This window comes from Halovalidus salilacus (genome assembly GCF_031852275.1).
Taxonomy (GTDB): Archaea; Halobacteriota; Halobacteria; order Halobacteriales; family Natrialbaceae; genus Halovalidus; species Halovalidus salilacus.
Genome location: NZ_CP134700.1, coordinates 388,409 through 410,856, shown reverse-complemented (window position 1 = coordinate 410,856; position 22,448 = coordinate 388,409). Strand labels below are relative to the sequence as shown.

The window sequence follows — 22,448 nt, the reverse complement described above, 5'->3', positions numbered from 1 at the left end:
ACCATGTTCGAGGTGTTCTCTCGGAGCTACTATCTCGGACGCCTCTACGTGACCCCCACCGACGGAAATCGCGCGGTCATGCACAGCGAGCAGCACGAACGGATCAACGAGGAGGTGTACGCGACGGGCGAGGGTATCGAACGGCTCGACGCGCCGCTCGTGATGAAACTCGAGACGCAGCACTTCCCCGTCCACGGGGACGGAGCCGTCCCCGCGAACACGCTCGCGATTCCGGAACCGATGCTCGAGGAGACGCGGATTCGAAACCCGCCGACGCTGACGGAGGTGTTCCTCGCCCGCCGCGAGCGGGCCGAGCAGTTGCTCGAGTTCGCCGGCGGGTGGCGAGCGGACTCGAGCACGGACCTCACCTGAGTCGATCGGAATTCCTACTGAATTCCGTCTCCGTACCGAATTCCGTCGAGTCCCGCCACCCGCATCAAGCGCCGCTTGACTCGATCTAGCAGCCGGCTGAACCGCTTCAATCGAGGGCTGGATCGTCCCGTTCGGCGTCCGAATCGGCCCGTCGACCGGGCTACCGTCGGCCGTCGGAACCCCCATCTAAAAGTAGTCTCGCTCCCCGTGTTCGTCCGAATGATCGACGAGTTGCTCGGCCGCGCGTCCCTCAAGGAGCGAATCGACGAACTCGAGGAGGAGACCGAGCGGTTGGAGCGTCGGTACGAGGCCGAAGCGGAGCGACGAGCGGAGGCGGTTCGGGAGAAGCAGTCGGTCGAAGAGGAGCGCAACCGGCTCGAGGATCGCATCGCCCAGCTCGAGGGGGAACTCGACCGACTCCAGGGAGGCGCCGCGGGTGTCGACGACGCCGAGGGGCTCGCCGTCCGACGGCGCGAGCGGCTCCGGGGTGCCCGACTCGAGGAGGTGCTCGTCCGACTCGAGTCGTTCCGGACGGGTCCCGAGGGCGCGCTGACGGCCGTGGTCGACGCCGACGGCGAGGTTCCCGAAGCTGTCGGCGACGCGCTCGGCGAACGGGCCGCGCTGGTGGCCGACGCCGCCCCGTGTCTCGTCTGCCTCGACGACGCCGGCCTGATCGCGACGACCCTCGAGCCGCCGATCACGCCGACCCTCGAGGGCGACGGGTCGACCTCGCGGTCGGGAGCGAGCGCGTTCGCGTCCGGGGCGGTCTGGAGCGACCGCTTCCGCCTCGAGCGCGAGTGGTTCCTCCCCACCGCGCAGGGGCGCTACGCGCTGGCGCTCGTCCGCGCCGACGTGTTCGCCCTCGGCGTCTACGAGGGGGGCGAGCGCGTCGACTACCGCGGCTTCGAGAGCGACGTGAAGGGGAGCCACTCCAAGGGCGGCTTCTCGCAGGCACGGTTCGAACGCATCCGCGACGGACAGATCGACGCCCACCTCGAGCGCGCGCGAAAGGCGATCGAGGGCGTCGAGACGGACGACCGCGAGCGGCTGTTCCTCGTCGGACAGCGCGGCGTCGTCGACTCGCTCGCGGACGAACTGGCGCGCGAACCCGACGCGGTCGCCGCGGTCGACGCGACCGGAAAGCCGGAGCCCGCGCTCGAGGACGCCCACCGGTCGTTCTTCACGACCGAACTGCGAGTCGTCTGAGCGGGGTCGTCGTTCTTCCCGATAGATAGTTAGGGACGAGCGGAGGTGACCGTTTCCGATCTCTATCCTTAAGTCGGCGGTCGCCAATCCGTGCGTATGCGAATCGCGATTCTCGCCCACGAGAAGTTTCCGGACCGCGCCAAGACGGCCCTCGGTGTTCTCCGATACGGTGACTACGACGTCGCCGCCGTGCTCGACCGCGCGGCCGCCGGCGACCGCGTCGGTGACCACGTCGGGGACGTCCAGGACGCCCCCATCGTCGAGGGGATGGCCGACCTCGAGCCCGACGCCGTCGACGCCCTGCTGATCGGCATCGCCCCCATCGGCGGCGGTTTCGACGAGAGCTGGCGCGACGACGTCCGCACGGCGCTCGAGCGCGGCTGCGACGTCATCGCGGGCCTGCACTACTTCCTCGAGGAGGACGAGGAGTTCGCCGAACTCGCCGCCGAAAACGGTTGCGAACTCTGGGACGTGCGTAATCCGCCCGCGGACCTGACGGTGAGCCAGGGCCTCGCGAAGGAGGTCGACGCCGAGGTCGTGCTCACGGTCGGCACCGACTGCTCGGTCGGGAAGATGACGACGACGATGGAACTCGTCCGCGACGCGCGGGAGGCGGGCTACGACGCGGCCGCGATCCCCACCGGCCAGACCGGCATCATGATCGAGGGGTGGGGTAACCCCATCGACCGCGTCGTCAGCGATTTTACGGCGGGTGCGGTCGAGGAGATGATCCTCGAGAAGGGCGACGAGCACGACTACCTCTTCGTCGAGGGCCAGGGCAGCATCGTCCACCCCGCCTACTCCGCCGTCACCTGCGGCATCCTCCACGGGTCGATGCCGGACCGGCTCGTCCTCTGTCACGAGGCCGGGAAGGAGGTCATTCACGGCTACGAGTCGTTCTCGTTGCCATCCCTCGAGCGATACGTCGACCTCTACGAGGGGCTGGCCGAACCCGTGAACGAGGCCCGGGTCGTCGCCGGCGCGCTCAACACTCGAACCGTGGACGACGAGGAGGCGGCCCGCGAGGCGGTCGAGGCCTACGAGAGCGAACTCGGCGTCCCCGCGACGGACGTCATCCGCTTCGACACCGACGGGGTGCTCGAGGCGATCCTCGAATGAGCCTCGAGACCTCGTTCGATCGCGTCTCCCTGCCGCTCGAGTTCCCCTTCGGCATCTCCCGGGGGACGACCGAGGAGACGGAGAACGTGATCGTCCGCATCGAGGACGACGAGGGCCGGGAAGGCGTCGGCGCTGCCGCCCCATCGTCGCACTTCGGCGAGACCGTCGACACCGTCGAGGCCGTCCTCCCGTCGCTGCTCGCGGTCGTCGAGGACGTCGGCGATCCCCACCAGCTCGCGCGGATCGAACGCCGACTGCTCGAGACCGTTCGCGGGAACCCGGCCGCGCGCGCCGCGGTGAGCATCGCGCTGCACGACCTCGTCGGGAAGCGCCTCGACCTCCCCCTCTATCGGTACTGGGGCCTCGACCCCGCGGAGACGCTCGAGAGCTCCTACACGATCGGCATCGACGACCTCGAGACGATGGCGGAGAAGACCGAACTCGCGCTCGAGCGCGGCCACACCACCCTGAAGGTGAAACTCGGCACAGACCCCGAGCGCGACGAGGAGGTCGTTCGGACGATCCGCTCGATCGCCCCGGACGTCCGCCTCTACGTCGACGCGAACGAGGGGTGGACGCCCCGCGAGGCCGTCTCGACGATCGAGCGCCTCGCCGCGTTCGACCTCGAGTTCGTCGAACAGCCCGTACCGGCGGAGAATCCCGAGGGCATGCGGTACGTCTACGAGCGCTCCCCCGTTCCGATCGCCGCAGACGAGTCCTGCCTCACGTCGGCCGACGTTCCGGACCTCGCGAACCGCTGCGACGTCGTGAACCTGAAGCTGATGAAGTGCGGCGGCCTCCTGGAGGCGAAGCGCATCGTCCACGCCGCGCGCGCCCACGGCCTCGAGGTGATGTGCGGCTGCATGACCTCGTCGAACGCGGCCATCGCGCCCGCGTGTCACCTCGCGCCCCTACTGGATTACATCGACGTCGACGGGGCGCTCCTGCTCGAGGCGGGCGGCGACCCCTTCGACGGCGTGGCGATGCCCGGCGGCGATATCGACCTCGAGGGGCTCGAGCGGCCCGGGACGGGCGCGGTTCCGACGTAGCGATCGAGACCGCCACCGCCGGCCTCCAAGCGCCAGCCTTCTCATCCTCGAGCGCGAGCGGACGACCATGACGAGACTCGTCGAACTCGAGGCGACCGGTCCGCGAAAGCTCGACCCGGAGGACATCGACGACGAGAAGGGGAACGTGGCGATCTGCCAGTGTGGACTCTCCGACGACTTCCCCTTCTGCGACGGCAGCCACCGAAAAACGAGCGACGAGGAAGAGGGAACCACCTACGTCTACGAGGACGGGGAGCGGAAGGTGGTCGAGGAGGTCGTCACCGAGGACGATACTGACGAAAACGAGTGAAAATCGATATTTTTCGGTGAACGAGCCACCGATTCGGATACGAATCTAACCTCGCGGCGCGCACTGGCGACGTGGCCGAGCCATTGTGAGGCCACGTCGCCGGTATTGCGCGAGGGGCGAATGAGCGAGCGGAGCGAGCGAATGAGTCGGCTGGGGAGGGTGAGGCCGTGGGCGGGAATGAAAGGGGCCGGCGCGCTCGAGGGGCCTGGCGGCCGTAGCACCGCAGGTAACGAGGAGCGCACGCCGCCAGGCCCCTCGAGCGCGCCGGGGGCTTTCGGTGTCTACGCTTCGTCGACCGATACTGCCGTCTCGAAGCGACGCGTTCCGACGACGACCGATCGAAAACCGGACTGACCTAATTATAATTAAAGCGATCTCGAGGAGTTGAGCACCACGAGGAGACTGCTCGAGGCCATCGCGACGGCGGCGAACAGCGGGTTCAACAGCCCGGCGACCGCGAGGGGGATCGCCACGGCGTTGTAGCAGAACGCCCAGGCGAGGTTCTGGCGGATGCGCCGGTGGGTCGTCGTCGCGACGTCGAGGAGGTCGGCGGCCGCCTCGAGGTCGTCGCCCAGGACGACGGCGTCGGCGGCGTCGGTGGCGAGGTCGGTCCCGCTCCCGAGGGCGATCCCCAGGTCGGCGGCGGCGAGCGCGGGGGCGTCGTTGCTCCCGTCGCCGATCATGGCGACGGTCTTCGGGCCGCTCGAGCGGCGCGAGTCGACCGCCCCGTCGACCCCGCCGTTCCGAAGCCGCCGCACGGTCTCGGCTTTCCCCTCGGGAGGAACGCCTGCGAACACGCGGTCGACGCCCTCGACGGCGCGGAAGCGGTCGGCCGCGGCGCCCTCGTCGCCCGTGAGCACCACCACCTCCCGGTCGCCGCCCGCCGAGAGGGCCGTCACCGCCTCACGCCACGACTCCCGCGGGGCGTCGCCGACGACGATCGCGCCTCGAGCGCGGCCGCCCCAGCCGACGAGCACGGGGACGTCGCCCGCGGCACGAGCGTCCTCGATCCGGGACTCGAGCGCGTCGGGGATCGACAGTCCTCGCTCGGCCAGCAAGTTGGGGTGGCCGACGACGACGCGCTCGCCGTCGACGACGCCGCTGACGCCGCGGACGTGACGTTCGAAGTCGTCGACCCCTCCGGTCGCATTCGGTCCGGTTCCGCCGTTCTCACCGTCTTCACCGCTCTCTCCGTTCTCGCCGCGGACCTCGAGGGCGTCGGACGCGTGCTCGACGACGGCCGCGCCGATCGGGTGCTCGGAGAAGCGTTCGACGGCCGCTGCGCGCTCGAGGACGCGCTCGGCCGACTCGCCGTCGACGGCGGCGACGGAGGAGACGGACATCGATCCCTCGGTCAGCGTCCCGGTCTTGTCGAGGACGACCACGTCGACGTCGGAGGCCGCCTCGAAGATCGCTTCCGCGGCGACGACGACGCCCCGGTTCGCCGCCGCCTGAACGCCCGAGGCGATCGCCAGCGGCGTCGCCAGCCCCAGCGCGCACGGGCAGGAGACGATGACGACCGTCAGCCCGACGAGGAGCGCCGCCGACGCGCTCGAGCCGGTCGCGAACGTCAGGGCGGCCGTCGCGACGGCGAGGACGACCACCAGCGGGACGAACACCGTCGCGAGTTTATCGGCGAGGCGCTGGACGCCGGGCCGAGCGCTCTGGATCGACCAGAGCAGGGCGACGAGCCGGTCGTGGGTGCTCTCGGCCTCGTCGCCGACTGCGAGGACGAGCGGGGCGTCGGTGACGACCGTGCCGCCGCGGACGGGATCGTCCGGCTCCTTCCCGACGGGCAGCGATTCGCCGGTCACGAGCGACTCGTCGACCGCCGCGGTCCCCTCGACGACCTCGCCGTCCAGCGGAACCCGCTCGCCGGGCCGGACGAGCAGGCGATCGCCCGGCTCGACGGCCTCGAGCGGGACCGTCTCGCCGCCCTCGAGGCGGGCTTCGTCGACCTGCCCTTCGGTCAACTCGGAGAGCAGCCCGGTCGCGCGGCGCTTGACCGATTGCTCGTAGCGGGTCCCGGCGGTGACGACGAGAACGATCGCGACGGTGACGTCGAAGTAGAGGTGGCTCTCGCCGAGGGCGATCGCGACCGCGCTGTAGCCGTACGAGCCGAGCGCGGCCGTCGCGACGAGCAGGTCCATGTTCGGCCGTCCCGCCCGGAGGCTGACGTACGCGCCCCGGAGGATGGGATAGCCGGTGTAGAGAAGGACGAACGAGGTGAACGCCCAGATGTTCGCCGACAGGAAGGTGCGCTCGTAGCCGCCGAAGTCGACGACCGGCTCGAGCCCGAAGTAGGTCGGGTAGAGAAAGAGGACGTACCACACCATGACCATCATGCCGAAGAAGCCTCCCAGCAGGAGCCGCGCGAGACCGTCGTCGGAGCCCGGCTCGCCGTCGGCGGTCGATCGATCGGCCGCGGCGTAGCCGTAGCCGGAGACGACGTCGGGGAGGTCCTCGGCCGAGAGCCGGTCGGGGTCGTAGACGATCCGGATCGTGTCCGTCGCGTAGCTGGCCGTCGCACCGAGCACGCCGTCCTCGCGCTCGGCGGTCGCCTCGAGGAACGCCTCGCACGTCGAACAGTGCATGCCGTCGACCGCGAGGTAGGCGTCCTCGCCGTCGAGGTCGTCGAGGTCGCGGCCGCCCTCGCCCGGCCGGTCGAGCCGCGACCGCACCGCCGACTCGTCGGGCCCGTCAGCGCGCTCGAGCGCTCGGGAAACCTCGAGACAGCCCCGGCAGCAGAAGGCGCCGTCGACGTCCGGAGCGGTGATCGACTCCGGAGGAGTCGGAAGGTCACAGAGGTCGCACGCGTCGCCGTCTGTCGAGGTGTCGGTTTCGGACCCGGCGCTCGCCGTCGCGTTCGACGCGGTCGCTTCCGACGGCGATGCGTACGGTCGCGGGGTCGGACGTGAGTCGCGTGCCATCGCTAGAACAGGGGTTCGAAGGGGAGGGGGACGTGCGGCAGGTGGACCCCGTACAGCATCAGGCCGTGCGAGAGGGGGATGTAGCCGAGGACGATGAACGCCGCGCCGAGCCCGCGGTGCAATCTGACCCGCGTCTCGGGTCCGATCGAGGTCAACGCGGTGCCGTAGGCGAACAGCGTCGGGATCGTTCCGAGCCCGAGGACGGCCAGCGAGAGCGCACCCTGCGTCGGCGATCCGAGCGCGAACGCGTAGAGGTAAGCCGGGTAGATGATCGGACACGGCATGAACCCGTGAACCGCGCCGAGCGCGACGATCCCCGGCGACGTGGCGAGCCGATCGATCCGACTCGAGAGCAGTCCCGCGAGCCGACGGAACAGCGAGCCGACGACGGGCAGGTCGTGGCCGGGGACCGCGGTCCGCCCGCGCACGTAGTAGATCCCGCTCGCAACGATCGCGATCCCGACGAGGATCCCCGTCGCGCCGCGGACGCCGTTGCCGATCTCGGCGACGGCCTCGCTCGAGGCGACCGTGACCGCGCCGAGGAGGCCGAACAGGCCGCCGATGGCCGCGTAGCTGGCCGTCCGCCCGAGGTTGAACAGCGCGTGCTGGCGCACCTCGTAGCCGGTGAGCGTGTCGTCGCGGCGCTTCTCGCTCGCAGCGCCGATCCGGTCCGCGTAGGTCGTCACCAGCGGGCCGCACATTCCCAGGCAGTGTGCGCCCGCCAGCAGTCCGACGACGAGGAGGACGAGCAGGTTGACGTGCTCGGGGACGGACCCCGGCCCCATAGCCATCAGCGGAGCGACGGCCGACCGCTGGCCGAGCTCGAAAACCGTGGCGGTCGAGAGGGTGGTTGGTGTGAGTGACACGAGGAATGTCTGGGAGTATGTCGCTGGTGTGAGACGAGCCGTCGGTTAACTTGCGGTTCCGTTTCCGTGGTCGTCGTGCGATTCGTCGATCGGCGCCATCGCGACGTACAGCGAGGCGATGATGATCACGACGTTGACCGCGCTGACGAGACCGGCGACGACCGAGTCGGAAACCCCGTAGACGAGCACGGGGAGGATCGCGAGGAGCCCCGCGCCCGCCGCGTACCGCGGTCCGACCGTATCGAGGTTCATACTGTATCCTGAGTACGACGGGCGCTTAATACCCCACCCTGTTCCCGACCGGTGGGAACCAAGGTTGATGGTAAGTCGTCCCCATTTCCTACCCAACCGTATGAGCTCCAGAACAGAACAAGGCGACCCCGACCATGTTCGGGAGATCGGGCACGACGAGTACGATCCGATCGGAACGGCGGTTCTGATCGGGATCTACTTCCTGATACTGGTATTCCTGTGGGTGTTCATGTACTTCGTCGAGTTCCTCGGCAACGGACCGACCGTCGTCGACCTTCTTATGCCGGTGGTGGGGATACTATGAACATCCACACCTACGAGAAGGCGTGGCTGATCGCGTCGATGGTCCTGATCGTCGGCTTCATCGCGACGATCACGTACGGCGCCGTCGGTCCCGGCATCGCGATGATCGACGACGACGGCGGCTCGGTCGATCCGAGCGAGATCAACGATCACGAGCGCTTCGGCGACCCCGGCGTCACGCACGTCGGCGGCAACGAGTACGAGGTCGCCGTCGTCGCGCAAGCGTGGTCGTACACGCCGAGCGAGATCGAGGTGCCGGCCGACAGCGAAGTGACGTTCTACGTGACGAGCCGGGACGTGACGCACAGCTTCACCGTCGCCGGGACGAACATCAACACGATGGTCGTCCCCGGAGAGGTGTCCGAGATGACCGTCGAGTTCGACGAGCCGGACGAGTACGGCATCCTCTGTAACGAGTACTGCGGCGAGTCACACCACACGATGGAAGGAAAGCTGAACGTCGTCCCCGAAGACGAGTTCGACCTGACCGAACTGTCCGTCGAGGCCCCCGACGAGGTCGAGGCGGGCAACGAGACGACGGTCACCGCGACCGTGGAAAACGGCATGCAGGACGATCTCGAGACGACCGCGACGCTCGAGATCGGCGGAGAAACGTACGAGGAGGACGTCACGGTCCCCGGTGACGACAGCGAGGACGTCGAGTTCGCGGTCGACACCGCGGACCTCGAGGAGGGCGATCACGACTGGACGGTGACCGTCGACGACCACGAGGAGAGCGGGACGCTCACCGTTTCGAACTCGACCGACGGAGGTGACGGCGATGCGTAACGCCTACGTCGACCAGTTCCCCGACGAAGCGGCCGTGATCAAGGCGGCGTTCTGGAGTTCCTTCGTCGCGCTGGCGATCGGCGGGACGCTCGGGCTCGTGCAGGCGCTCCACCGGACGGACGTTTACCGGTTCATCGAGTCGGCGGACTACTACACCATCCTCACCGCCCACGGCGTGTTGCTGGCGATCACGTTCACGATCTTCTTCCTCGTGGGCATCTTCACCTGGGCGGTGACGACGGGGCTCGAGCGCGGCGTCGTGGACATCCGCTTCACCTGGGCCTGGTACGGGCTGATGGTGATCGGCGCGGCGATGGCCACCGTCACGATCTTCGCCGGCCTCATGGAGGAAGCGCCGACGGTGCTCGGCTCGGAGCTGTACGCGGACGTGCTCTTCACGTTCTACGCGCCGCTGCAGGCCCACCCCCTCTTCTACCTGGGGCTGGTGCTGTTCGTCGTCGGCTCCTGGCTCGCCGGCGTCGACTGGTTCCGGACGTGGTGGGCCTGGCGCAAGGAGAACCCCGACGAGCGGATCCCGCTGCCGGCGTTCATGGTCCTGACGACGACGCTGTTCTGGTACATCTGTACGCTCGGCGTCGCGATAGCGATCCTCGCGTTCCTCCTGCCGTGGTCGCTGGGGATCGTCGACTCGGTCAACCCGCTGCTGACCCGGACGCTGTTCTGGTACTTCGGCCACGCCGTCGTCTACTTCTGGTTGATGCCGGCGTACCTGATGTGGTACCTCATGCTGCCGAAATTCTCGGGCGGAAAGCTGTTCAGCGACCCGCTCGCTCGCGTCGTCTTCGTGTTGTTCCTGCTGCTCTCGACGCCGCTGGGGATCCACCACCAGTACCTCGACCCCGGCATCGCGGAGGGATTCAAGTTCATCGCGATGACGAACACGATGTTCCTCCTGCTCCCCAGCCTGTTGACCGCCTTCACCGTCGTCGCGAGCATGGAACACGGCGCTCGCCAGCGCGGCGGCGAGGGCTACCTCGGCTGGCTCAAAGCGCTCCCGTGGCGGGACCCGGTGTTCACCGGCATGGCGCTCGCGGGCCTGATGTTCGCCGCCGCCGGCTTCTCCGGCATGATCAACGCGGGGATGAACATCAACTACCTCGTCCACAACACCTGGTGGGTCGTCGGTCACTTCCACCTCACCGTCGGCACCGCCGTCGCGCTGACGTTCATGGCCGTGTCGTACTGGTTCATCCCGCAGATGACCGGCAAACCGCTCTGGAACCGCTCGGTCGCGATGGCCCAGGTCCTGCTCTGGTTCGTCGGCATGACGTTCATGTCGAACGCGATGCACCGCTCCGGTCTGTTCGGCCTGCCCCGCCGGACCGCCGAACCGGAGTACCAGGGCTTCGAGTTCGAACCCGCCGTCGGCACCGTCGGCGAGATCAACGCGCAGGTCGCCCTCGGCGCGGTGTTGCTGACCGTCTCGCTGGCCCTGTTCCTCCTGGTCATGGTCATGACCTCGCTCAACGGCACCAGCGACGACATCCCGGACAACACCTACGCCGGCGCGCTCTCCGGACCCGAGGACTCCCCGGCCATCCTCGACAACCTCAAGGTCTGGACCGGGATCGCGATCGTCCTCGTGATCTTCGCGTACACGCTCCCGCTCGCGGCGATCATCGACGGCGGTGGCCTGTTCGGTCAGAGCGCCGACGGCTTCCAGCTCGCGATCGAAACCGACCCCGCGCTCGCTCTCGAGTCCCTCCGAGAGGTGATGCCGTAGATGCGCATCTCCGGGGGGGCGCTCCTCGTCATCCTGGCCCTGCTCGTCCCGTTCGTCGTCGAGATACGGACGGCGCTCTCGTGGTTCGGCGTCGAACTGACGGTCCTCGAGGCGGCCGTGCTCGGCGCGGCGGCCGGCGCGGCGATCGTCGCCTGGGCGGTGTGGCCCCCGAACGGTGACGCCAACGAGGAGTCGTCCGGGCTCGGCTAATCCGCGGTCGGTTTTTCGATCGATTTCTCGAACCCCGTCGCGCTCGCAGCGGCATTCGACGATCGTCCGCAATAGCGGACCGTCCGTCCTCGAGACCGCGGCGCTCGGCGTAGCGTTGATCGGTCCGCACCTAGCGTGAGCGATCCACCCGAACGAGACGAGGCCAGCGAAGCCGTCCAGACGCGCCGTTTTCCCGACCGCCGGCGCTCACCAGGTCTCGATCCGTCCGGCGTAGATGTCCTCGACGCAGCCCTCGCAGTCGGGGTGACCGTCCTCGTAACAGGCCGGTCGGTACTCATCGTCGAGCCTCGCCGCTCGCCGTTCCGCGTACCGTCGACAGATGATCCGGGCCCTGTCGGCCTCGTCGGTCGGCAGCGCTCGCGCGTTCCGCGCCGCCTGGTAGGCCTCGCGGGCCTCCTCGAATTGGCCGTCCGTCGACCGGCGCAGTTCCTCGTACTGTTCGCCGGCCTCCCGGAGTTTCGACCGGACGAATCGCTCGAGTCGACGCCGATCTGCCATCGTTCGCTCGAGCGTTCGGCGGGCGGACACATAGACCCGTCGCCGACCGGTTCACTACCGCCCACGGACGAACCCACCGAACCGACGAAGCGGGCGCGTATCGCCCCCCCCCCTCGAGCCGTCTCCCCGGTCCGAAGCGAACGGGGGCCCGGACCACTTTCGCTCCGGTGGCGGCAGTTTAAATACGATCGGGCGCGAACACCGGTATGCCTCCCAGTGAAACCCAGGAGGAGGCGAGAAACCATGAGCGACGTACGCCAGCACGCAGCAGACATACACGAGCAGTTTTCGGACCACGTCGACGTCTCGGTCGACGAGATCGAGGAGCGACTGCGCACCCTCGTCGACGAGTACAAAGTGCCGATCGACGAAGCCCGCCGCAGCGTCACCACCCACTACCTCGACGAGGCCGGACTCGAGCGCGAGGACATCGCGAGCGGCGGCAGCGAAGCCGCGCAGATCGAGGACGTCGACGAACCCGAACAGTGGATCGACCTCACCGCCAAAGTGATCGAACTCTGGGAGCCCCGCAGCGATTCCATCGCGCAGGTGGGCCTGCTCGGGGACCCCACGGGAACGATCAAGTTCACCAAGTGGGCGAAATCCGACCTCCCGAGCCTCGAGGAGGGCGGCGTCTACGAACTCCGCAACGTCGTCACCGACGAGTACCAGGGCCGATATTCGGTCAAACTCAACTCGACGACGGTGATCGAGGAACTCGACGAGGACCTCGAGGTCGGCGACGACACCTCGGAGATCGAGGGCGCGCTCGTCGACATGCAAAGCGGCAGCGGCCTCATCAAGCGCTGCCCCGAGGACGACTGCACGCGCGTCCTCCAGAACGGGCGATGCAGCGAACACGGCGAAGTCGAAGGCGAGTTCGACCTCCGCATCAAGGGCGTCGTCGACGACGGCATCGACGCCCACGAGGTCATCTTCGACGCCGAGGCCACCGAGAACCTGACCGGCATCAGCTTGGAGGAGGCGAAGGAGATGGCGATGGACGCCCTCGACACGACGATCGTCGCCGACGAGATCTTGGAGAAGATCGTCGGGAAGTACTACCGGATCGAGGGTCCAACCTTCGGCCGCTACGTCCTCGCGGACGACGTCGAGGAACTCGACGGACCGGTCGACGCCGAATCGCTGCTGATCAAAGCGAGGTCGATGTAACATGAGCCAGGCACAACTCACCCGCGAAGTCGCCCGCCGCGTCTTCGCCTCCGAATTCAACGACTCCACGTACGCCTTCAAAGAGAGCGACGACGAGCGCGCGCCCAACTACGCGCTGCTCCCGACCGGCGACCGCGCCAACCGCGTGTTCATCGTCGGCACCCTCACCGAGACCGAGGACGTCGGCGACGAGAGCGAGTACTGGCGCGGCCGCGTCGTCGACCCGACGGGGACGTTCTTCGTCTACGCCGGCCAGTACCAGCCCGAAGCGGCCGCGGCCCTCCGGGACACGGAGCCGCCGGCCTACGTCGCCATCGTCGGCAAACCCCGAACCTTCGAGACCGACGACGGCACCGTCAACGTCTCCGTCCGACCCGAGTCCATCTCGGTCGTCGACGAGTCGATCCGCGACCGCTGGGTCGTCGAAACCGCCGAACGCACCCTCGATCGCATCGAGGCGTTCCGGGAGTGGGAAGCCGAGCAGGAAGCCCCCGAGAGCGGGTCGACCGCGCCCGGCAACGAGTACGCCCAGATGGCCCGCGAGCGGTACGACTCGCCCGTCGAGAACTACCGCCGCGACGTGATCACGGCGCTCGAGAGCCTGGACGAAGTCGAAGCGACGGCCTGAGACGGCCCGACGGCGACGGCCGCCTCCCGTCAGCCGTCACGCGCACCGGCGTCGATCGATCACCCCGATCCACCGTTTTTGGATACCGAACGAGACGGCAAAGCGAGCGCCGCCGGACGCTCGACGCGAGCAGTAGCGATCACACCCTCACGCGCCGAGACGGAATCCGGTTCCGAACCTCGAGGACTCGAGGTCGCGAGCGGACGGACGGGTCGCGTCTGACTAACGGTTAAGTGAGAGGAACACCGATTATCCCTATCCATGGGCAACAAGAACAAGACCATCTCCTTTCGGGTGAGCGAGGAGGCGTTCGAGGCGCTCCAGGACATCGCCGAAGAACGCGATATCTCGTTGTCCGCCGTCTTCCGCGACTACGTCGACACGCTCGTCGAACACGACGGCCGCGTCGCCGTCCTCCCCGAGAAGGAACTCGAAGAGCGCGAGCGTACGGACGGCGAACCCTCCTTCCCGCCCACCGTCGAGGTTCCCAAGAGCTTCGTCCGGGAGCACGAACGGCTCGAACTCGAGACCGAACACCTCCGCGAGCAACTCGAAGAGCACAAGGCCTACGTCGCCGACCTCCGGGACCGAGTCGAGGCCGACGAGGAAGAGGAGGTACTGTTGCTCGACGACCTCGACGACGGCGACGAACCGTATCAAGTGCGGTGACGGCGGAACTACGAGCGCCGGGAACGCTTCGGACGGCGTCGTAACCGGGACGGCGGGTTCGAACGGGGTCGGAAGGGGACGGTTTTCAGAATAGAACCGGATTACCGCGTTAGCTCCCGCTTCGCCCGCCGAATCTCGTCTCGCTTCTCCTCCGCGCCGTCGACCTGCGCCAATCCTTCGGCCGCCTCGAGCGTTCGCACCGCGTCGTCGAGAAACGAGAGAACGTCGCCCGAGTAGGCGTACACCATGTACTCGTCGCTCATCACGTCCACGATCGCGTCCGGGCCCAGTCCCTGGGCGCGCAACTCGAGGAGGTACCGAACGAACTTCTCCTCCGGACAGCCGCAGTAGGGGTTGTTGTCGCAGTCGCAATCGAGGAAGTCGCTCGCGAAATCGAGCACCCGATCCCGGGCGGCATCGTCCAGCTTCTCGAGACCCTCCCCCTGGAAGAGCAAGTCGAGGGTGGCCCCCTTGAACGCCCCCTTCGGGATGTTCGTCTCGAGCTGGGAGCTGAGCTGCCGGTGGTTTTTAATGTAGATTTTGTCGGTGATGGCCACGCGTTAGCGACGAGTAGGGCGCGTCCGCCGAAAAGTCTCTCGATCGTCTCGAGGCGGGTTCGAGGGCGAACGCGTGCGAAACCGCGACAGGGGGACGGCTCGAGTCGTAACGTATTTCATGCCCTCCCCTTTTAGTGACAGATGCAAGCGCGTCCGGGTTGGGGTAGTGGCTATCCTTCAGCCTTGTGGAGGCTGAGATGCGGGTTCAATTCTCGCACCCGGACTACATCAACTTTCTTACATTTTTGAGAACGGGAGCGGTGCGTATCGACTCCCAACTTCGAGTTTAAAAGGGAGAGGGAAGCAATCGGCCGTATGTTCACCTGTCCGACGTGTGGTCGAGGCTTCGAAACGAGACGCGGACTCGGCGTTCACCACAGTTCGGTTCACGGCGAACGGTTGCCGAACCGGACGTGTGAACGCTGCGGCGAGGAGTTTTACTGCGAGTATCGGAAGAAGTACTGCTCGAGCGAGTGCCGGTCGGAGGCCGTCTCGTTCGCCGGGGAGAACCACCCGAACTATCAGGGGAAGAAAGAGCGGACGAACTGCGTTCTCTGCGACGCCGAGTTCGAATACTATCCGTCGAACAAGGAGGGGCTCTACTGTCCGACGTGCGTCGAAACGGAGCAGTGGCGCGATCCGCCGTCGCAGTCCGGAACGGAGAATCCGCGGTGGGCGGGTGGGAAGACGGCCGTCGAGTGCGACGTCGGTGGCGACTCGGTCGAGCGGTACCCCAGTAACATCGGGGACGTCGTCCTCTGCGGCGAGGACTGCCGTCGAACCTGGCTCTCCGAGGCGTTCACCGGCGAGGGGCACCCGAACTGGAAGGGTGGCGGCAACGAGAACTACGGCGAAGGGTGGAACGCCGTCCGGCAGGCCGCCCTCGAGCGTGACGGATACCGCTGCGTCCACTGCGGGATCACCGCCGCCGAGATGGGCCGGAATCCCGACGTCCACCACATCGTGCCGGTTCGGGCGTTCGTCGAAGCGGAGACCCTCGAGAAAACGGACGCGCACGCCCTCGAGAACGTCGTCTCGCTGTGCATTCCGTGTCACCGGAAGGCGGAGTTCGGGAGGATCGAGGCGGGAACCCTCCGGGCGGCGATCGACGGCGCCGGAACGGCGAACGCCTGAGCCTCGAGCCGCCACGCGGAGGGGCGGCGGGATCGGTCGCTACTGGTACGGTCCCCCGCTGGCGGGGCGGGGTTGTTCGGGCGAGATCATCGCGCCGCTCTCCTGGATGATGTTGAACGCGGTCATGAGGTCGCTCCGGGAGATCAGGCCGACGAGTTGGCCGTCGCCGTCGACGACGAGCAGCCGGCCGATGTCGTGTTCCTGCATCCGCTCGATGGCGGTCATCGCGTCGGAGTTCGCCGTGATCGTCTTCAGGTCGGTCGACATCACGTCCTCGACGGTGTACGCGTCGCGCTCGACCTCGTTGACCTCCCGGGCGTCCGTGAGGGTGACCAGGCCGACGAGGTCCTCGCCGAAGCCGTGTTCTTCGACAACCGGGTAGCCCGTGTGGCGCTCGGTGAACATCCGTCGGATCAGTTCCGCGACCGTGGTGCCGGGATCGACCGTATCGAGGTGATCGACCGGGGTCATGATGTCCGCGACGGTGACGTCCTGGAACGCCGCTTTCATGGTCACCTGCTGGGCCTCGTTCGAGGCGGCGATGTAGACGAAGAAGGCGACGCCGATGAGGATGATGTTGACCGCGAAGAGGCCGAACAGGCCCATGAGGATCGCGAACAGTTTGCCGACGCTCGCGGCCTGCTGGGTCGCCCGCGCGTAGGGCTGATTCCTGGCCAGCAACGCTCGTAAGACCCTGCCGCCGTCCATCGGGAAGGCCGGGAGCATGTTGAACCCCGCGAGGACGACGTTCAAGACGGCGAGGTAACCGAGGACGAGCCGTACGCCGTCGACGCTTTCGGGCGTGACCAGAAAGAGGACGTACGAGCCGACGCCGACGAGGACACTGACGATCGGGCCGGCGACGGCGATGGTTAACTCCTGTTTCCAGTTTTCGGGCATCTCCGAGAACGCGGCGATCCCGCCGAACAGCCAGAGCGTGATCGAGTCGATCGGGAAGCCGTAGCGCTGGGCGGTCAACGAGTGACCGAGTTCGTGGAGGACGACGCCGACGAAGAGGCCGACGGCGGCGGCCAGCCCCAACAGCCATGGCATCGACCCGGCGGTGACGGAGCCGACGTCGATGCCCGCGGCCATCGTCTGGTTGAGGATCTCCGCGAGCTGCTCGATCTGGGAGCCGATGAGGTACGCGAACACCGGAAGGACGAGCAAGAACGTAAGATCGAGTTTGATCGGAATATCGAACAGCGACCCGATCCGGAAACTTCTCATGAACGTCGCTAGCGGTGGAAGAACCTTAAACACGCCGCCAGACTGGAGGCCTTGTCGGCGATGGGGGCGATACGCGGCTTCCTGGCCCCCGAATATTATTGTCATATTAACACAAATATATTAACCTAATAATACCGAGTGTTTGCAGCATAGGCTTATATCCGAATTCGGAATCCGTAGGGGTACGATGCTGGAACCACACCGAGCGACCACCCCGATCGACCCCCTCCCGACCGAACTCGACACTTCCCAGGCGAAGTTGGTGTACCTCTCCCTCGAGGCGACCGGCGGCGCGACGGCGACCGACCTGAGCGAAACGCTGGCGATGACGAAACTGTCGATTCTGAGCGTCCTGCGCACGCTAGCGGACCGAGAATTGATCGAACGAAACGGAGCCGAGTACGTGCCGGCGACCTGACTGCGGACTCGAGTTTCGACCTCCGCGTGCCCGTGAACGGACGGCGAGGCGCTTCGAAGGCTTTATCCGCACGGTAGCGCTTCGTTTTCGTAAGTAATCACAACCATGTCCGACAAACCCGCCTCCATGTACCGGGATATCGACAAGCCGGCGTACACGCGGCGCGAGTACATCACCGGCATCCCGGGTTCGAAGATCGCACAGCACAAGATGGGCGACGTCGGCGCCGACCCCGACGACTACCCGGTCCAGATCAGCCTCGTCGCCGACGAGGAGTGCCAGATCCGTCACGGATCACTCGAGGCCTCGCGCCTCTCGGCCAACCGGCACATGATCAAGAACGCCGGCGAAGGCAACTACAAGATGATCCTCCGGAAGTTCCCCCACCAGGTCATCCGCGAGAACAAGCAGGCGACCGGTGCGGGCGCAGACCGCGTCTCCGACGGGATGCGCCAGGCGTTCGGCAAGATCGTCGGCACGGCCGCCCGCGTCCAGCGGGGCGACCGCATCTTCACGATCTGGTGCGACGTCGAGGACGCCGACTTCGCCAAGGACGCGTTCCGCCGCGCCTACAACAAGATCACGCCGCCGTGTCGGATCGTCGTCGAGAAGGGCGAAGAGAAGCTGATCGCCTGAGACGGAACTCCGTTCTCTCCCCCTCACCGGAAAGCGGCGCGACGGTTCTCCGCCGAGCGAACGCTCGAGCGTCTCGAGCACTTTTTTCCCGCCTCGCTCCCGACTCACGCGTATGATCGATCTCGCGGTCGCGAACAGGAAGCAGACGTTCCGGCGGATGCGCGACCCGCTCGCGGACCGCGGCATCCGCGTCCGCCACGTCCCCGTCAGCGAGCGGATCGTCCCGCTCGGGGGCGGGGTCGGGCAGCCACCGTGGTCGCCCGACGAGTACGACGTCGGGTTCGTCTACCCGGGACGGCTGATGGAAGGCGGCGTGGCGGACGCGCTGCTCGAGGTGCCGTGGCTCAACGACCGGAACGCTGTCGTCACCTCCCGGAACAAGGCGGGCGCGCTCGCGCGCCTCGAGCGGGCGGGACTCCCGGTACCGGAGTCGGTGTACGTCTCGAATCCGGTCGACGAGGCCGAGTTGCGCCGCGTCTTCGAGCGGTTCGACCCGCCGGTGGTCGTCAAGCCGAACTCGACGACGCGCGGGGTCGGCGTCGCGAAGGCTCACGACCTCGATACGTTTCTGGGTATCTGCGATTACCTCGCGCTCGTCCACGACTACCGGGCGACGGGCGATCGGTCGTTCCTCCTCCAGGAGTACGTCCCGAACGCGGTCGACTACCGCGTGATGGTGCTCGAGGGCGAGTACGTCGGCGCGGTCGAACGACGACTTCCCGCGGACGCGCTGGCCGACGGCCGGTGGAAGCACAACGTCCACCGGGGCGCGACCGCGACGGGCGTCGACCTCCCGGATTCGATGCGCGACCTCGCCGAAGCGGTCGCGGCGGAACTCGAGATTCCGTTCCTCGGGGTCGACCTCCTCGAGTCCCGGCCGGCGGGCGACGGCGACCCGGGTTCGGGACGCGTGGTCGTCACCGAGACGAACGCGCGGCCGACGATCGACGCGGAGACGAAGTACGAACCGGACTTTTACGATCGGCTCGCGGCGGCGATACGCGCGCGAGCGGAACGATGACGGCGCCGAGAGCGGCGATCGAACGCGCGGAGTCGATCGGAGACTGCGACCGCGACAGCGATCCCCGGCGTTCGAGTAGAAGAGACCGCGAGAGCGTTACTCGAGACTGATCCCCGACGACTGCTCGGCGGGTTCGAAGACGACCTCGAGGACGCCGTTGTTGTACGTCGCGGAGGCGGTGTGTTCGTTGACGCGGCGTGGGAGCGAGACCCGCTCGTCGTACTGGCGGTGCTGGCTCTGGGCGGAGATTGTGAGCGTCTTGCCGTCGCACTCGAGTTCGATGTTCTCCTTTTCGACGCCGGGGAGGTCGGCGATGACGCGGACCTCCTCGTCGGTGTCGTGGATGTCGACGTGGGTGTCGGAGCCGAAGCCCGAGTCGGCGCTGGTGGCCGAGTTGAAACCCACGTCGGCGCCGCTCATCATCTCGTTCATCATTCGTTCGATCTCGCGAAACAGGTCGTCGAAGGGTTCGTCGCGGTCGTCTCGTCGCATACGTAGTCGTTGGGTAGCGCGTGGCAAAAACTTTCTGTCGGCGCTAGTTGTTCGGGGCGGTCGAAAACCGGCGTCGCCGTCTTCGATCCCGATTAGAGCCCGACGCCCATCGCCTCGTTCGTCGTCCGGACGCTCTCCTCGGCGTCGGCCAGTCCCAGAACCGCGCGGATCGCGTCGACGTTCTCGGGCACGACGTCGCTCTCCTGGTGGATACCCTGGAACAGGTAGAGGTCGCGGCCGACGGTCGAAATCGACTCCTCCCAGATGCAGTTCTCCCAGAGGTCGCCCCGCGGGCGACCCACGTCGTGGGCGTACTCCTTGAGCTTGCCGCTGCCGTCGATCGCCATCGACTCGGGGATCAGGAACAGGCGCGATTCGTCGGCGATCAGGTCGCGGACGTCGGCGGCGTCGACGGCATCCTCGAGGGTGACGTTCAGGCTGTGCATGTGCATCAGCGTCGCGGGCACCTTCATCCCGAGGGTGTCGATGTTCAGGTCGGGGAAGATCGTGTTGACGTCGGGGCCGTGGTGGGAGGGTACCGTCACGGGGTTCGGCAGGATGTCGTTGATCGGGCCGCGGGAGGTCTGGCCGGGGTCGCCGCCGCGGCGGACGAGCGTCGCGCGCACCTTCTCGACGCCGTAGGCCTCGCGCAGCGGCGCGATTACGCGCGAGAGGCCGGTCGTGTTGCAGGAGACGACGCGCACGTGGTCGGCGTCGGCCGCATCGGCGAAGTTCGAACGGGCGTTGAAGCTGACCTCGGCCACCTCGGCGTCCTCCCCGCCCTGGTAGAGCGCGGGGGTGTCGTACTCCTCGTACAGGTCCTTGTTCTGGGCGCCGATACCCGACGGCGTGGCGTCGACGACGACGTCGGCGGCCTCGACCAGTTCGTCGACGGACCCCGCGATCTCGATTCCGGCCTCCTCGAACAGCTTCGCGCGCTCCTCGACGGCGGCGTAGAGGGGGTAGCCCTTCTCGACGGCCGTTTCGGCCTCGAAGTTGGGCCGGGTCTTCGCGACGCCGAGGACTTCCATGTCGGGTTGTTCGCTGACGGCGTCCGCGACGCGCTTGCCGATCGTGCCGTAGCCGTTGATGGCGACCTGAACCATATCCCGCAGTGTACGACCGAGGTGGTTAACCGTTTCGAGGCTTCTCGGCCGATTTTCACTCGCTCGAGAGTTCTCGTTCGGGATTTCGGTTCGCGGACTCGCGGTTCGTGTGAACGAACCGCACCGACTCGAGGCCGGCCGACGGCCGATCCGTGACCGCTGTGCGCACGCCTCGAGCGGCGGTCTCGAGGCCGAAATCGCACGCCGGCGACTCGAGGGGTTTCGAAAGGGTCTTAAGTACTACAGCAGTACCTGTAGATGAGTCCTGATAGGGTAGTGGACTATCCTACGGGCTTGCGGAGCCTGTGACCGGAGTTCAAATCTCCGTCAGGACGTTTTTCCAAACACGACGACGAGCGGAGCGAGTCGTCCGCCTCGAGACAAAAGGAAGATCGCAGGCGATCAGTCGTCGCTCGAGCGGTTGCGTAGGCGTCTGGGTCGAGTCGACGGCGCCTCGAGCGGCGGCGTCGCCGCTCGCGGACGAAAACTGGGTGAGAGGAGTAAGCCCCCTTCTGTTCGACCCGGCATTTAGCTGAGCGTCCGCGCCGCCCGCAGCGGGTGCCGCGGCGATTTCGGGCTACCAGCGGCGCGGACTTGCACCGGTGAGGGTTCGCCGTTCCATCGATCCTCGGTCGTCGGCGGACGGCCGATCGCGTCGGACGCGATCTGTGGCGTCGAACCACGAAGGTCGACCGTCCGCGGATGCGGCGACTCTCGCGCCGGGTGGCGCTCCGAATCGCCCGTCTCTCGGCGGGTTAGCTCCCCTTCCTCGCGGTCGGGTTCGCTCGCCTCATCGATCGGACCGAGACGTGTCGTTTCTGTTCCAGAGCCAGCGGTCTCCCGCTCCGGGCTTGCGCCCGGTCACCCGCCCGAACGGTGGGGGGACTTTCCTCGCGAGCGCGACGCGCCCGCGGCGGCCGGGCTCTCTCTCCCACCGTACGTAGGCGGTCGGATCGAATAAGTCCCCCGGTCGGGCCGGAGCGGGCGTCGAACCGGTTCAGACCGCCGATGTCGACCGCCAAATAAACCCGCAGGACGAATGGAAGCGTTTTAGGTCGATTACTGCCATGTACATCCGTATGTCCCAGCGACAGGGCGTCGACCTCTCCTACGAAGACGGCGCGCGTGCGGTCGAACTCGCGCGCGAAGCCGTCGAATCTTTCGTGCGTCACGGACAGCGAGAACACCCCGGAAGCATGCGCGAGGCCTTCTACGAGCGTACGGGCGCGTTCGTGCGCCTCGAGTCCACCCGCGGGCGCGGCAGCTTGCGCGGCTGCGCCGGGGGGTACCGATCGGGCGAGCAACTCGGCCACGTCATCGTCGACGCGGCGATCGAAGCCGCGAGCGACGACTCCTGCGGGTCGGAGGTGAGCCCGTCCGAGCTCGGTACCCTGACCGTCTCCGTCTGCACCGTCAGGAACGTCCTGCTGACCGACGACCCGCTCGCCGACCTCGAGCTCGGCGTCCACGGCGTCGCCGTCGACGGCAACGGTCGGAGCGGCTGGCTCTACCCGACCGTCCCCGTCGAGAACGGCTGGACCGAGCGCGAGTACCTCGATCGCACCTGCCGAAAGGCGCGCCTCGCCCCCGACGCGTGGCAGAACGACGACGTCGTCGTCACGCTGTTCGAAGGGCAGGTCTTCCGCGAGCGCGAAGCCGACGGCAGCATCGAACAGGTCTAATCCCGCTCGCATCGGTTCCGCTCGAGCGATCCG

The 22,448-nt window shown here is 67.2% G+C and carries 25 protein-coding genes, 2 tRNA genes and 1 other RNA gene; 19 read left to right on the top strand and 9 right to left on the bottom strand.

What is annotated here, in order from left to right; all coding sequences use genetic code 11:
* Nucleotides 1-3: 3 nt before the first annotated feature.
* The 5 genes from RJT68_RS02080 to RJT68_RS02060 all read left to right on the top strand — a co-directional run bounded on the left by RJT68_RS02080 (nt 4) and on the right by RJT68_RS02060 (nt 4,056).
* Entirely contained in the window at nt 4-372 is a 369-nt protein-coding gene (locus RJT68_RS02080) for a DUF5802 family protein (RefSeq protein WP_407038726.1), read from the top strand.
* Nucleotides 373-591: 219 nt separating this feature from the next.
* A complete protein-coding gene (locus RJT68_RS02075) occupies nt 592-1,578 on the top strand; it encodes a Vms1/Ankzf1 family peptidyl-tRNA hydrolase (RefSeq protein WP_407038725.1) in 987 nt (328 codons plus the stop codon).
* A gap of 96 nt (nt 1,579-1,674) precedes the next feature.
* Nucleotides 1,675-2,697, top strand: a complete 1,023-nt coding sequence (locus RJT68_RS02070; protein WP_407038724.1) for a DUF1611 domain-containing protein — start codon at nt 1,675-1,677, stop codon at nt 2,695-2,697.
* A complete protein-coding gene (locus RJT68_RS02065) occupies nt 2,694-3,746 on the top strand; it encodes a dipeptide epimerase (protein ID WP_407038723.1) in 1,053 nt (350 codons plus the stop codon). Before RJT68_RS02070 ends, RJT68_RS02065 begins: the two co-directional genes overlap by 4 nt.
* Before the next feature lie 67 nt (nt 3,747-3,813).
* Nucleotides 3,814-4,056, top strand: a complete 243-nt coding sequence (locus RJT68_RS02060) for a CDGSH iron-sulfur domain-containing protein (RefSeq protein ID WP_407038722.1) — start codon at nt 3,814-3,816, stop codon at nt 4,054-4,056.
* A gap of 365 nt (nt 4,057-4,421) precedes the next feature.
* Here the strand turns inward: RJT68_RS02060 and RJT68_RS02055 are convergent, their stop codons facing one another.
* The 3 genes from RJT68_RS02055 to RJT68_RS02045 form a co-directional block, all read right to left on the bottom strand.
* Complete coding sequence (locus tag RJT68_RS02055) at nt 4,422-6,986, bottom strand: heavy metal translocating P-type ATPase (RefSeq protein WP_407038721.1); 2,565 nt, start codon at nt 6,984-6,986, stop codon at nt 4,422-4,424.
* Nucleotides 6,987-6,988: 2 nt separating this feature from the next.
* Complete coding sequence (locus RJT68_RS02050; RefSeq protein ID WP_407040302.1) at nt 6,989-7,777, bottom strand: sulfite exporter TauE/SafE family protein; 789 nt, start codon at nt 7,775-7,777, stop codon at nt 6,989-6,991.
* Nucleotides 7,778-7,897: 120 nt separating this feature from the next.
* Nucleotides 7,898-8,104 carry a cytochrome-ba3 oxidase subunit gene (locus tag RJT68_RS02045; protein ID WP_407038720.1) on the bottom strand — a complete coding sequence of 69 codons (207 nt, stop codon included), beginning with the start codon at nt 8,102-8,104 and terminating at the stop codon, nt 7,898-7,900.
* A 100-nt stretch (nt 8,105-8,204) separates the two neighbouring features.
* Between RJT68_RS02045 and RJT68_RS02040 the strand changes: the two genes are divergently transcribed.
* Genes RJT68_RS02040 through RJT68_RS02025 form a run of 4 tightly spaced genes read left to right on the top strand, consistent with a single transcriptional unit; the run spans nt 8,205 to nt 11,150 of the window.
* Nucleotides 8,205-8,408 (top strand): hypothetical protein, encoded by a 204-nt coding sequence (locus RJT68_RS02040; RefSeq protein WP_407038719.1) that lies wholly within the window; start codon nt 8,205-8,207, stop codon nt 8,406-8,408.
* Nucleotides 8,405-9,196, top strand: a complete 792-nt coding sequence (locus RJT68_RS02035) for a cupredoxin domain-containing protein (protein ID WP_407038718.1) — start codon at nt 8,405-8,407, stop codon at nt 9,194-9,196. The genes RJT68_RS02040 and RJT68_RS02035 overlap by 4 nt, the downstream gene beginning before the upstream one ends.
* Entirely contained in the window at nt 9,189-10,940 is a 1,752-nt protein-coding gene (locus RJT68_RS02030) for a b(o/a)3-type cytochrome-c oxidase subunit 1 (RefSeq protein WP_407038717.1), read from the top strand. Before RJT68_RS02035 ends, RJT68_RS02030 begins: the two co-directional genes overlap by 8 nt.
* Nucleotides 10,941-11,150, top strand: a complete 210-nt coding sequence (locus RJT68_RS02025; RefSeq protein WP_407038716.1) for a CbaC protein — start codon at nt 10,941-10,943, stop codon at nt 11,148-11,150. It abuts the gene before it with no gap.
* A gap of 207 nt (nt 11,151-11,357) precedes the next feature.
* Here the strand turns inward: RJT68_RS02025 and RJT68_RS02020 are convergent, their stop codons facing one another.
* Nucleotides 11,358-11,669, bottom strand: coding sequence for a DUF7091 family protein (locus tag RJT68_RS02020; protein ID WP_407038715.1), 312 nt, complete (start codon nt 11,667-11,669; stop codon nt 11,358-11,360).
* 243 nt (nt 11,670-11,912) lie between these two features.
* On the opposite strand from RJT68_RS02020, the gene RJT68_RS02015 reads away from it, so the two are divergent.
* The 3 genes from RJT68_RS02015 (at nt 11,913) to RJT68_RS02005 (ending at nt 14,139) form a co-directional block, all read left to right on the top strand.
* Entirely contained in the window at nt 11,913-12,842 is a 930-nt protein-coding gene (locus tag RJT68_RS02015; RefSeq protein WP_407038714.1) for a replication factor A, read from the top strand.
* A gap of 1 nt (nt 12,843) precedes the next feature.
* Nucleotides 12,844-13,470: an RPA family protein gene (locus tag RJT68_RS02010; protein WP_407038713.1), complete on the top strand. Its 627-nt coding sequence runs from the start codon at nt 12,844-12,846 to the stop codon at nt 13,468-13,470.
* Between the two features lie 261 nt (nt 13,471-13,731).
* A complete protein-coding gene (locus tag RJT68_RS02005; protein ID WP_407038712.1) occupies nt 13,732-14,139 on the top strand; it encodes a ribbon-helix-helix protein, CopG family in 408 nt (135 codons plus the stop codon).
* A gap of 101 nt (nt 14,140-14,240) precedes the next feature.
* Here RJT68_RS02005 and RJT68_RS02000 read toward each other — a convergent pair whose 3' ends face one another.
* Nucleotides 14,241-14,696, bottom strand: a complete 456-nt coding sequence (locus tag RJT68_RS02000) for a DUF5814 domain-containing protein (RefSeq protein ID WP_407038711.1) — start codon at nt 14,694-14,696, stop codon at nt 14,241-14,243.
* A 152-nt stretch (nt 14,697-14,848) separates the two neighbouring features.
* On the opposite strand from RJT68_RS02000, the gene RJT68_RS01995 reads away from it, so the two are divergent.
* Together RJT68_RS01995 and RJT68_RS01990 are read left to right on the top strand one after the other, a co-directional pair.
* Nucleotides 14,849-14,920, top strand: a tRNA-His gene (locus RJT68_RS01995).
* Between the two features lie 91 nt (nt 14,921-15,011).
* Entirely contained in the window at nt 15,012-15,830 is an 819-nt protein-coding gene (locus RJT68_RS01990) for an HNH endonuclease (RefSeq protein ID WP_407038710.1), read from the top strand.
* Between the two features lie 39 nt (nt 15,831-15,869).
* Here RJT68_RS01990 and RJT68_RS01985 read toward each other — a convergent pair whose 3' ends face one another.
* Nucleotides 15,870-17,060, bottom strand: coding sequence for a CBS domain-containing protein (locus RJT68_RS01985; protein WP_407038709.1), 1,191 nt, complete (start codon nt 17,058-17,060; stop codon nt 15,870-15,872).
* A gap of 187 nt (nt 17,061-17,247) precedes the next feature.
* Here RJT68_RS01985 and RJT68_RS01980 point away from each other — a divergent pair, with 187 nt between their 5' ends.
* From RJT68_RS01980 to RJT68_RS01970, 3 genes are all read left to right on the top strand, one after another.
* The gene (locus tag RJT68_RS01980; protein WP_407038708.1) at nt 17,248-17,478 is read left to right on the top strand and encodes a MarR family transcriptional regulator; all 231 of its coding nucleotides are present in this window, start codon (nt 17,248-17,250) and stop codon (nt 17,476-17,478) included.
* A 105-nt stretch (nt 17,479-17,583) separates the two neighbouring features.
* A complete protein-coding gene (locus RJT68_RS01975) occupies nt 17,584-18,114 on the top strand; it encodes a 50S ribosomal protein L16 (protein ID WP_407038707.1) in 531 nt (176 codons plus the stop codon).
* Between the two features lie 112 nt (nt 18,115-18,226).
* Entirely contained in the window at nt 18,227-19,135 is a 909-nt protein-coding gene (locus tag RJT68_RS01970) for an ATP-grasp domain-containing protein (RefSeq protein ID WP_407038706.1), read from the top strand.
* Between the two features lie 96 nt (nt 19,136-19,231).
* On the opposite strand, the gene RJT68_RS01965 is transcribed toward RJT68_RS01970, so the two are convergent.
* Nucleotides 19,232-19,627, bottom strand: coding sequence for an Hsp20/alpha crystallin family protein (locus tag RJT68_RS01965; RefSeq protein ID WP_407038705.1), 396 nt, complete (start codon nt 19,625-19,627; stop codon nt 19,232-19,234).
* A 92-nt stretch (nt 19,628-19,719) separates the two neighbouring features.
* Nucleotides 19,720-20,733 carry a type II glyceraldehyde-3-phosphate dehydrogenase gene (locus tag RJT68_RS01960; RefSeq protein ID WP_407038704.1) on the bottom strand — a complete coding sequence of 338 codons (1,014 nt, stop codon included), beginning with the start codon at nt 20,731-20,733 and terminating at the stop codon, nt 19,720-19,722.
* 262 nt (nt 20,734-20,995) lie between these two features.
* On the opposite strand from RJT68_RS01960, the gene RJT68_RS01955 reads away from it, so the two are divergent.
* Nucleotides 20,996-21,068: transfer RNA gene (locus RJT68_RS01955), tRNA-Arg, on the top strand.
* Between the two features lie 154 nt (nt 21,069-21,222).
* Here the strand turns inward: RJT68_RS01955 and rnpB are convergent.
* Nucleotides 21,223-21,666: RNase P RNA component (rnpB, locus tag RJT68_RS01950), an RNA gene on the bottom strand.
* 146 nt (nt 21,667-21,812) lie between these two features.
* On the opposite strand from rnpB, the gene RJT68_RS01945 reads away from it, so the two are divergent.
* Complete coding sequence (locus RJT68_RS01945) at nt 21,813-22,415, top strand: TIGR00296 family protein (protein WP_407038703.1); 603 nt, start codon at nt 21,813-21,815, stop codon at nt 22,413-22,415.
* Nucleotides 22,416-22,448: the final 33 nt, after the last annotated feature.

Coding starts and splice junctions, on each gene's coding strand:
- RJT68_RS01985 (WP_407038709.1), bottom strand. CDS start 17,060: ATGAGAAGTTTCCGGATCGGGTCGCTGTTCGATATTCCGATCAAACTC.
- RJT68_RS01970 (WP_407038706.1), top strand. CDS start 18,227: ATGATCGATCTCGCGGTCGCGAACAGGAAGCAGACGTTCCGGCGGATG.
- RJT68_RS02045 (WP_407038720.1), bottom strand. CDS start 8,104: ATGAACCTCGATACGGTCGGACCGCGGTACGCGGCGGGCGCGGGGCTC.
- RJT68_RS01960 (WP_407038704.1), bottom strand. CDS start 20,733: ATGGTTCAGGTCGCCATCAACGGCTACGGCACGATCGGCAAGCGCGTC.
- RJT68_RS01980 (WP_407038708.1), top strand. CDS start 17,248: ATGCTGGAACCACACCGAGCGACCACCCCGATCGACCCCCTCCCGACC.
- RJT68_RS02065 (WP_407038723.1), top strand. CDS start 2,694: ATGAGCCTCGAGACCTCGTTCGATCGCGTCTCCCTGCCGCTCGAGTTC.
- RJT68_RS02010 (WP_407038713.1), top strand. CDS start 12,844: ATGAGCCAGGCACAACTCACCCGCGAAGTCGCCCGCCGCGTCTTCGCC.
- RJT68_RS02015 (WP_407038714.1), top strand. CDS start 11,913: ATGAGCGACGTACGCCAGCACGCAGCAGACATACACGAGCAGTTTTCG.
- RJT68_RS02020 (WP_407038715.1), bottom strand. CDS start 11,669: ATGGCAGATCGGCGTCGACTCGAGCGATTCGTCCGGTCGAAACTCCGG.
- RJT68_RS02055 (WP_407038721.1), bottom strand. CDS start 6,986: ATGGCACGCGACTCACGTCCGACCCCGCGACCGTACGCATCGCCGTCG.
- RJT68_RS02005 (WP_407038712.1), top strand. CDS start 13,732: ATGGGCAACAAGAACAAGACCATCTCCTTTCGGGTGAGCGAGGAGGCG.
- RJT68_RS02025 (WP_407038716.1), top strand. CDS start 10,941: ATGCGCATCTCCGGGGGGGCGCTCCTCGTCATCCTGGCCCTGCTCGTC.
- RJT68_RS02040 (WP_407038719.1), top strand. CDS start 8,205: ATGAGCTCCAGAACAGAACAAGGCGACCCCGACCATGTTCGGGAGATC.
- RJT68_RS02030 (WP_407038717.1), top strand. CDS start 9,189: ATGCGTAACGCCTACGTCGACCAGTTCCCCGACGAAGCGGCCGTGATC.
- RJT68_RS02075 (WP_407038725.1), top strand. CDS start 592: ATGATCGACGAGTTGCTCGGCCGCGCGTCCCTCAAGGAGCGAATCGAC.
- RJT68_RS02060 (WP_407038722.1), top strand. CDS start 3,814: ATGACGAGACTCGTCGAACTCGAGGCGACCGGTCCGCGAAAGCTCGAC.
- RJT68_RS01945 (WP_407038703.1), top strand. CDS start 21,813: ATGTCCCAGCGACAGGGCGTCGACCTCTCCTACGAAGACGGCGCGCGT.
- RJT68_RS01965 (WP_407038705.1), bottom strand. CDS start 19,627: ATGCGACGAGACGACCGCGACGAACCCTTCGACGACCTGTTTCGCGAG.
- RJT68_RS02070 (WP_407038724.1), top strand. CDS start 1,675: ATGCGAATCGCGATTCTCGCCCACGAGAAGTTTCCGGACCGCGCCAAG.
- RJT68_RS01990 (WP_407038710.1), top strand. CDS start 15,012: ATGTTCACCTGTCCGACGTGTGGTCGAGGCTTCGAAACGAGACGCGGA.
- RJT68_RS02080 (WP_407038726.1), top strand. CDS start 4: ATGTTCGAGGTGTTCTCTCGGAGCTACTATCTCGGACGCCTCTACGTG.
- RJT68_RS02035 (WP_407038718.1), top strand. CDS start 8,405: ATGAACATCCACACCTACGAGAAGGCGTGGCTGATCGCGTCGATGGTC.
- RJT68_RS02050 (WP_407040302.1), bottom strand. CDS start 7,777: ATGGCTATGGGGCCGGGGTCCGTCCCCGAGCACGTCAACCTGCTCGTC.
- RJT68_RS01975 (WP_407038707.1), top strand. CDS start 17,584: ATGTCCGACAAACCCGCCTCCATGTACCGGGATATCGACAAGCCGGCG.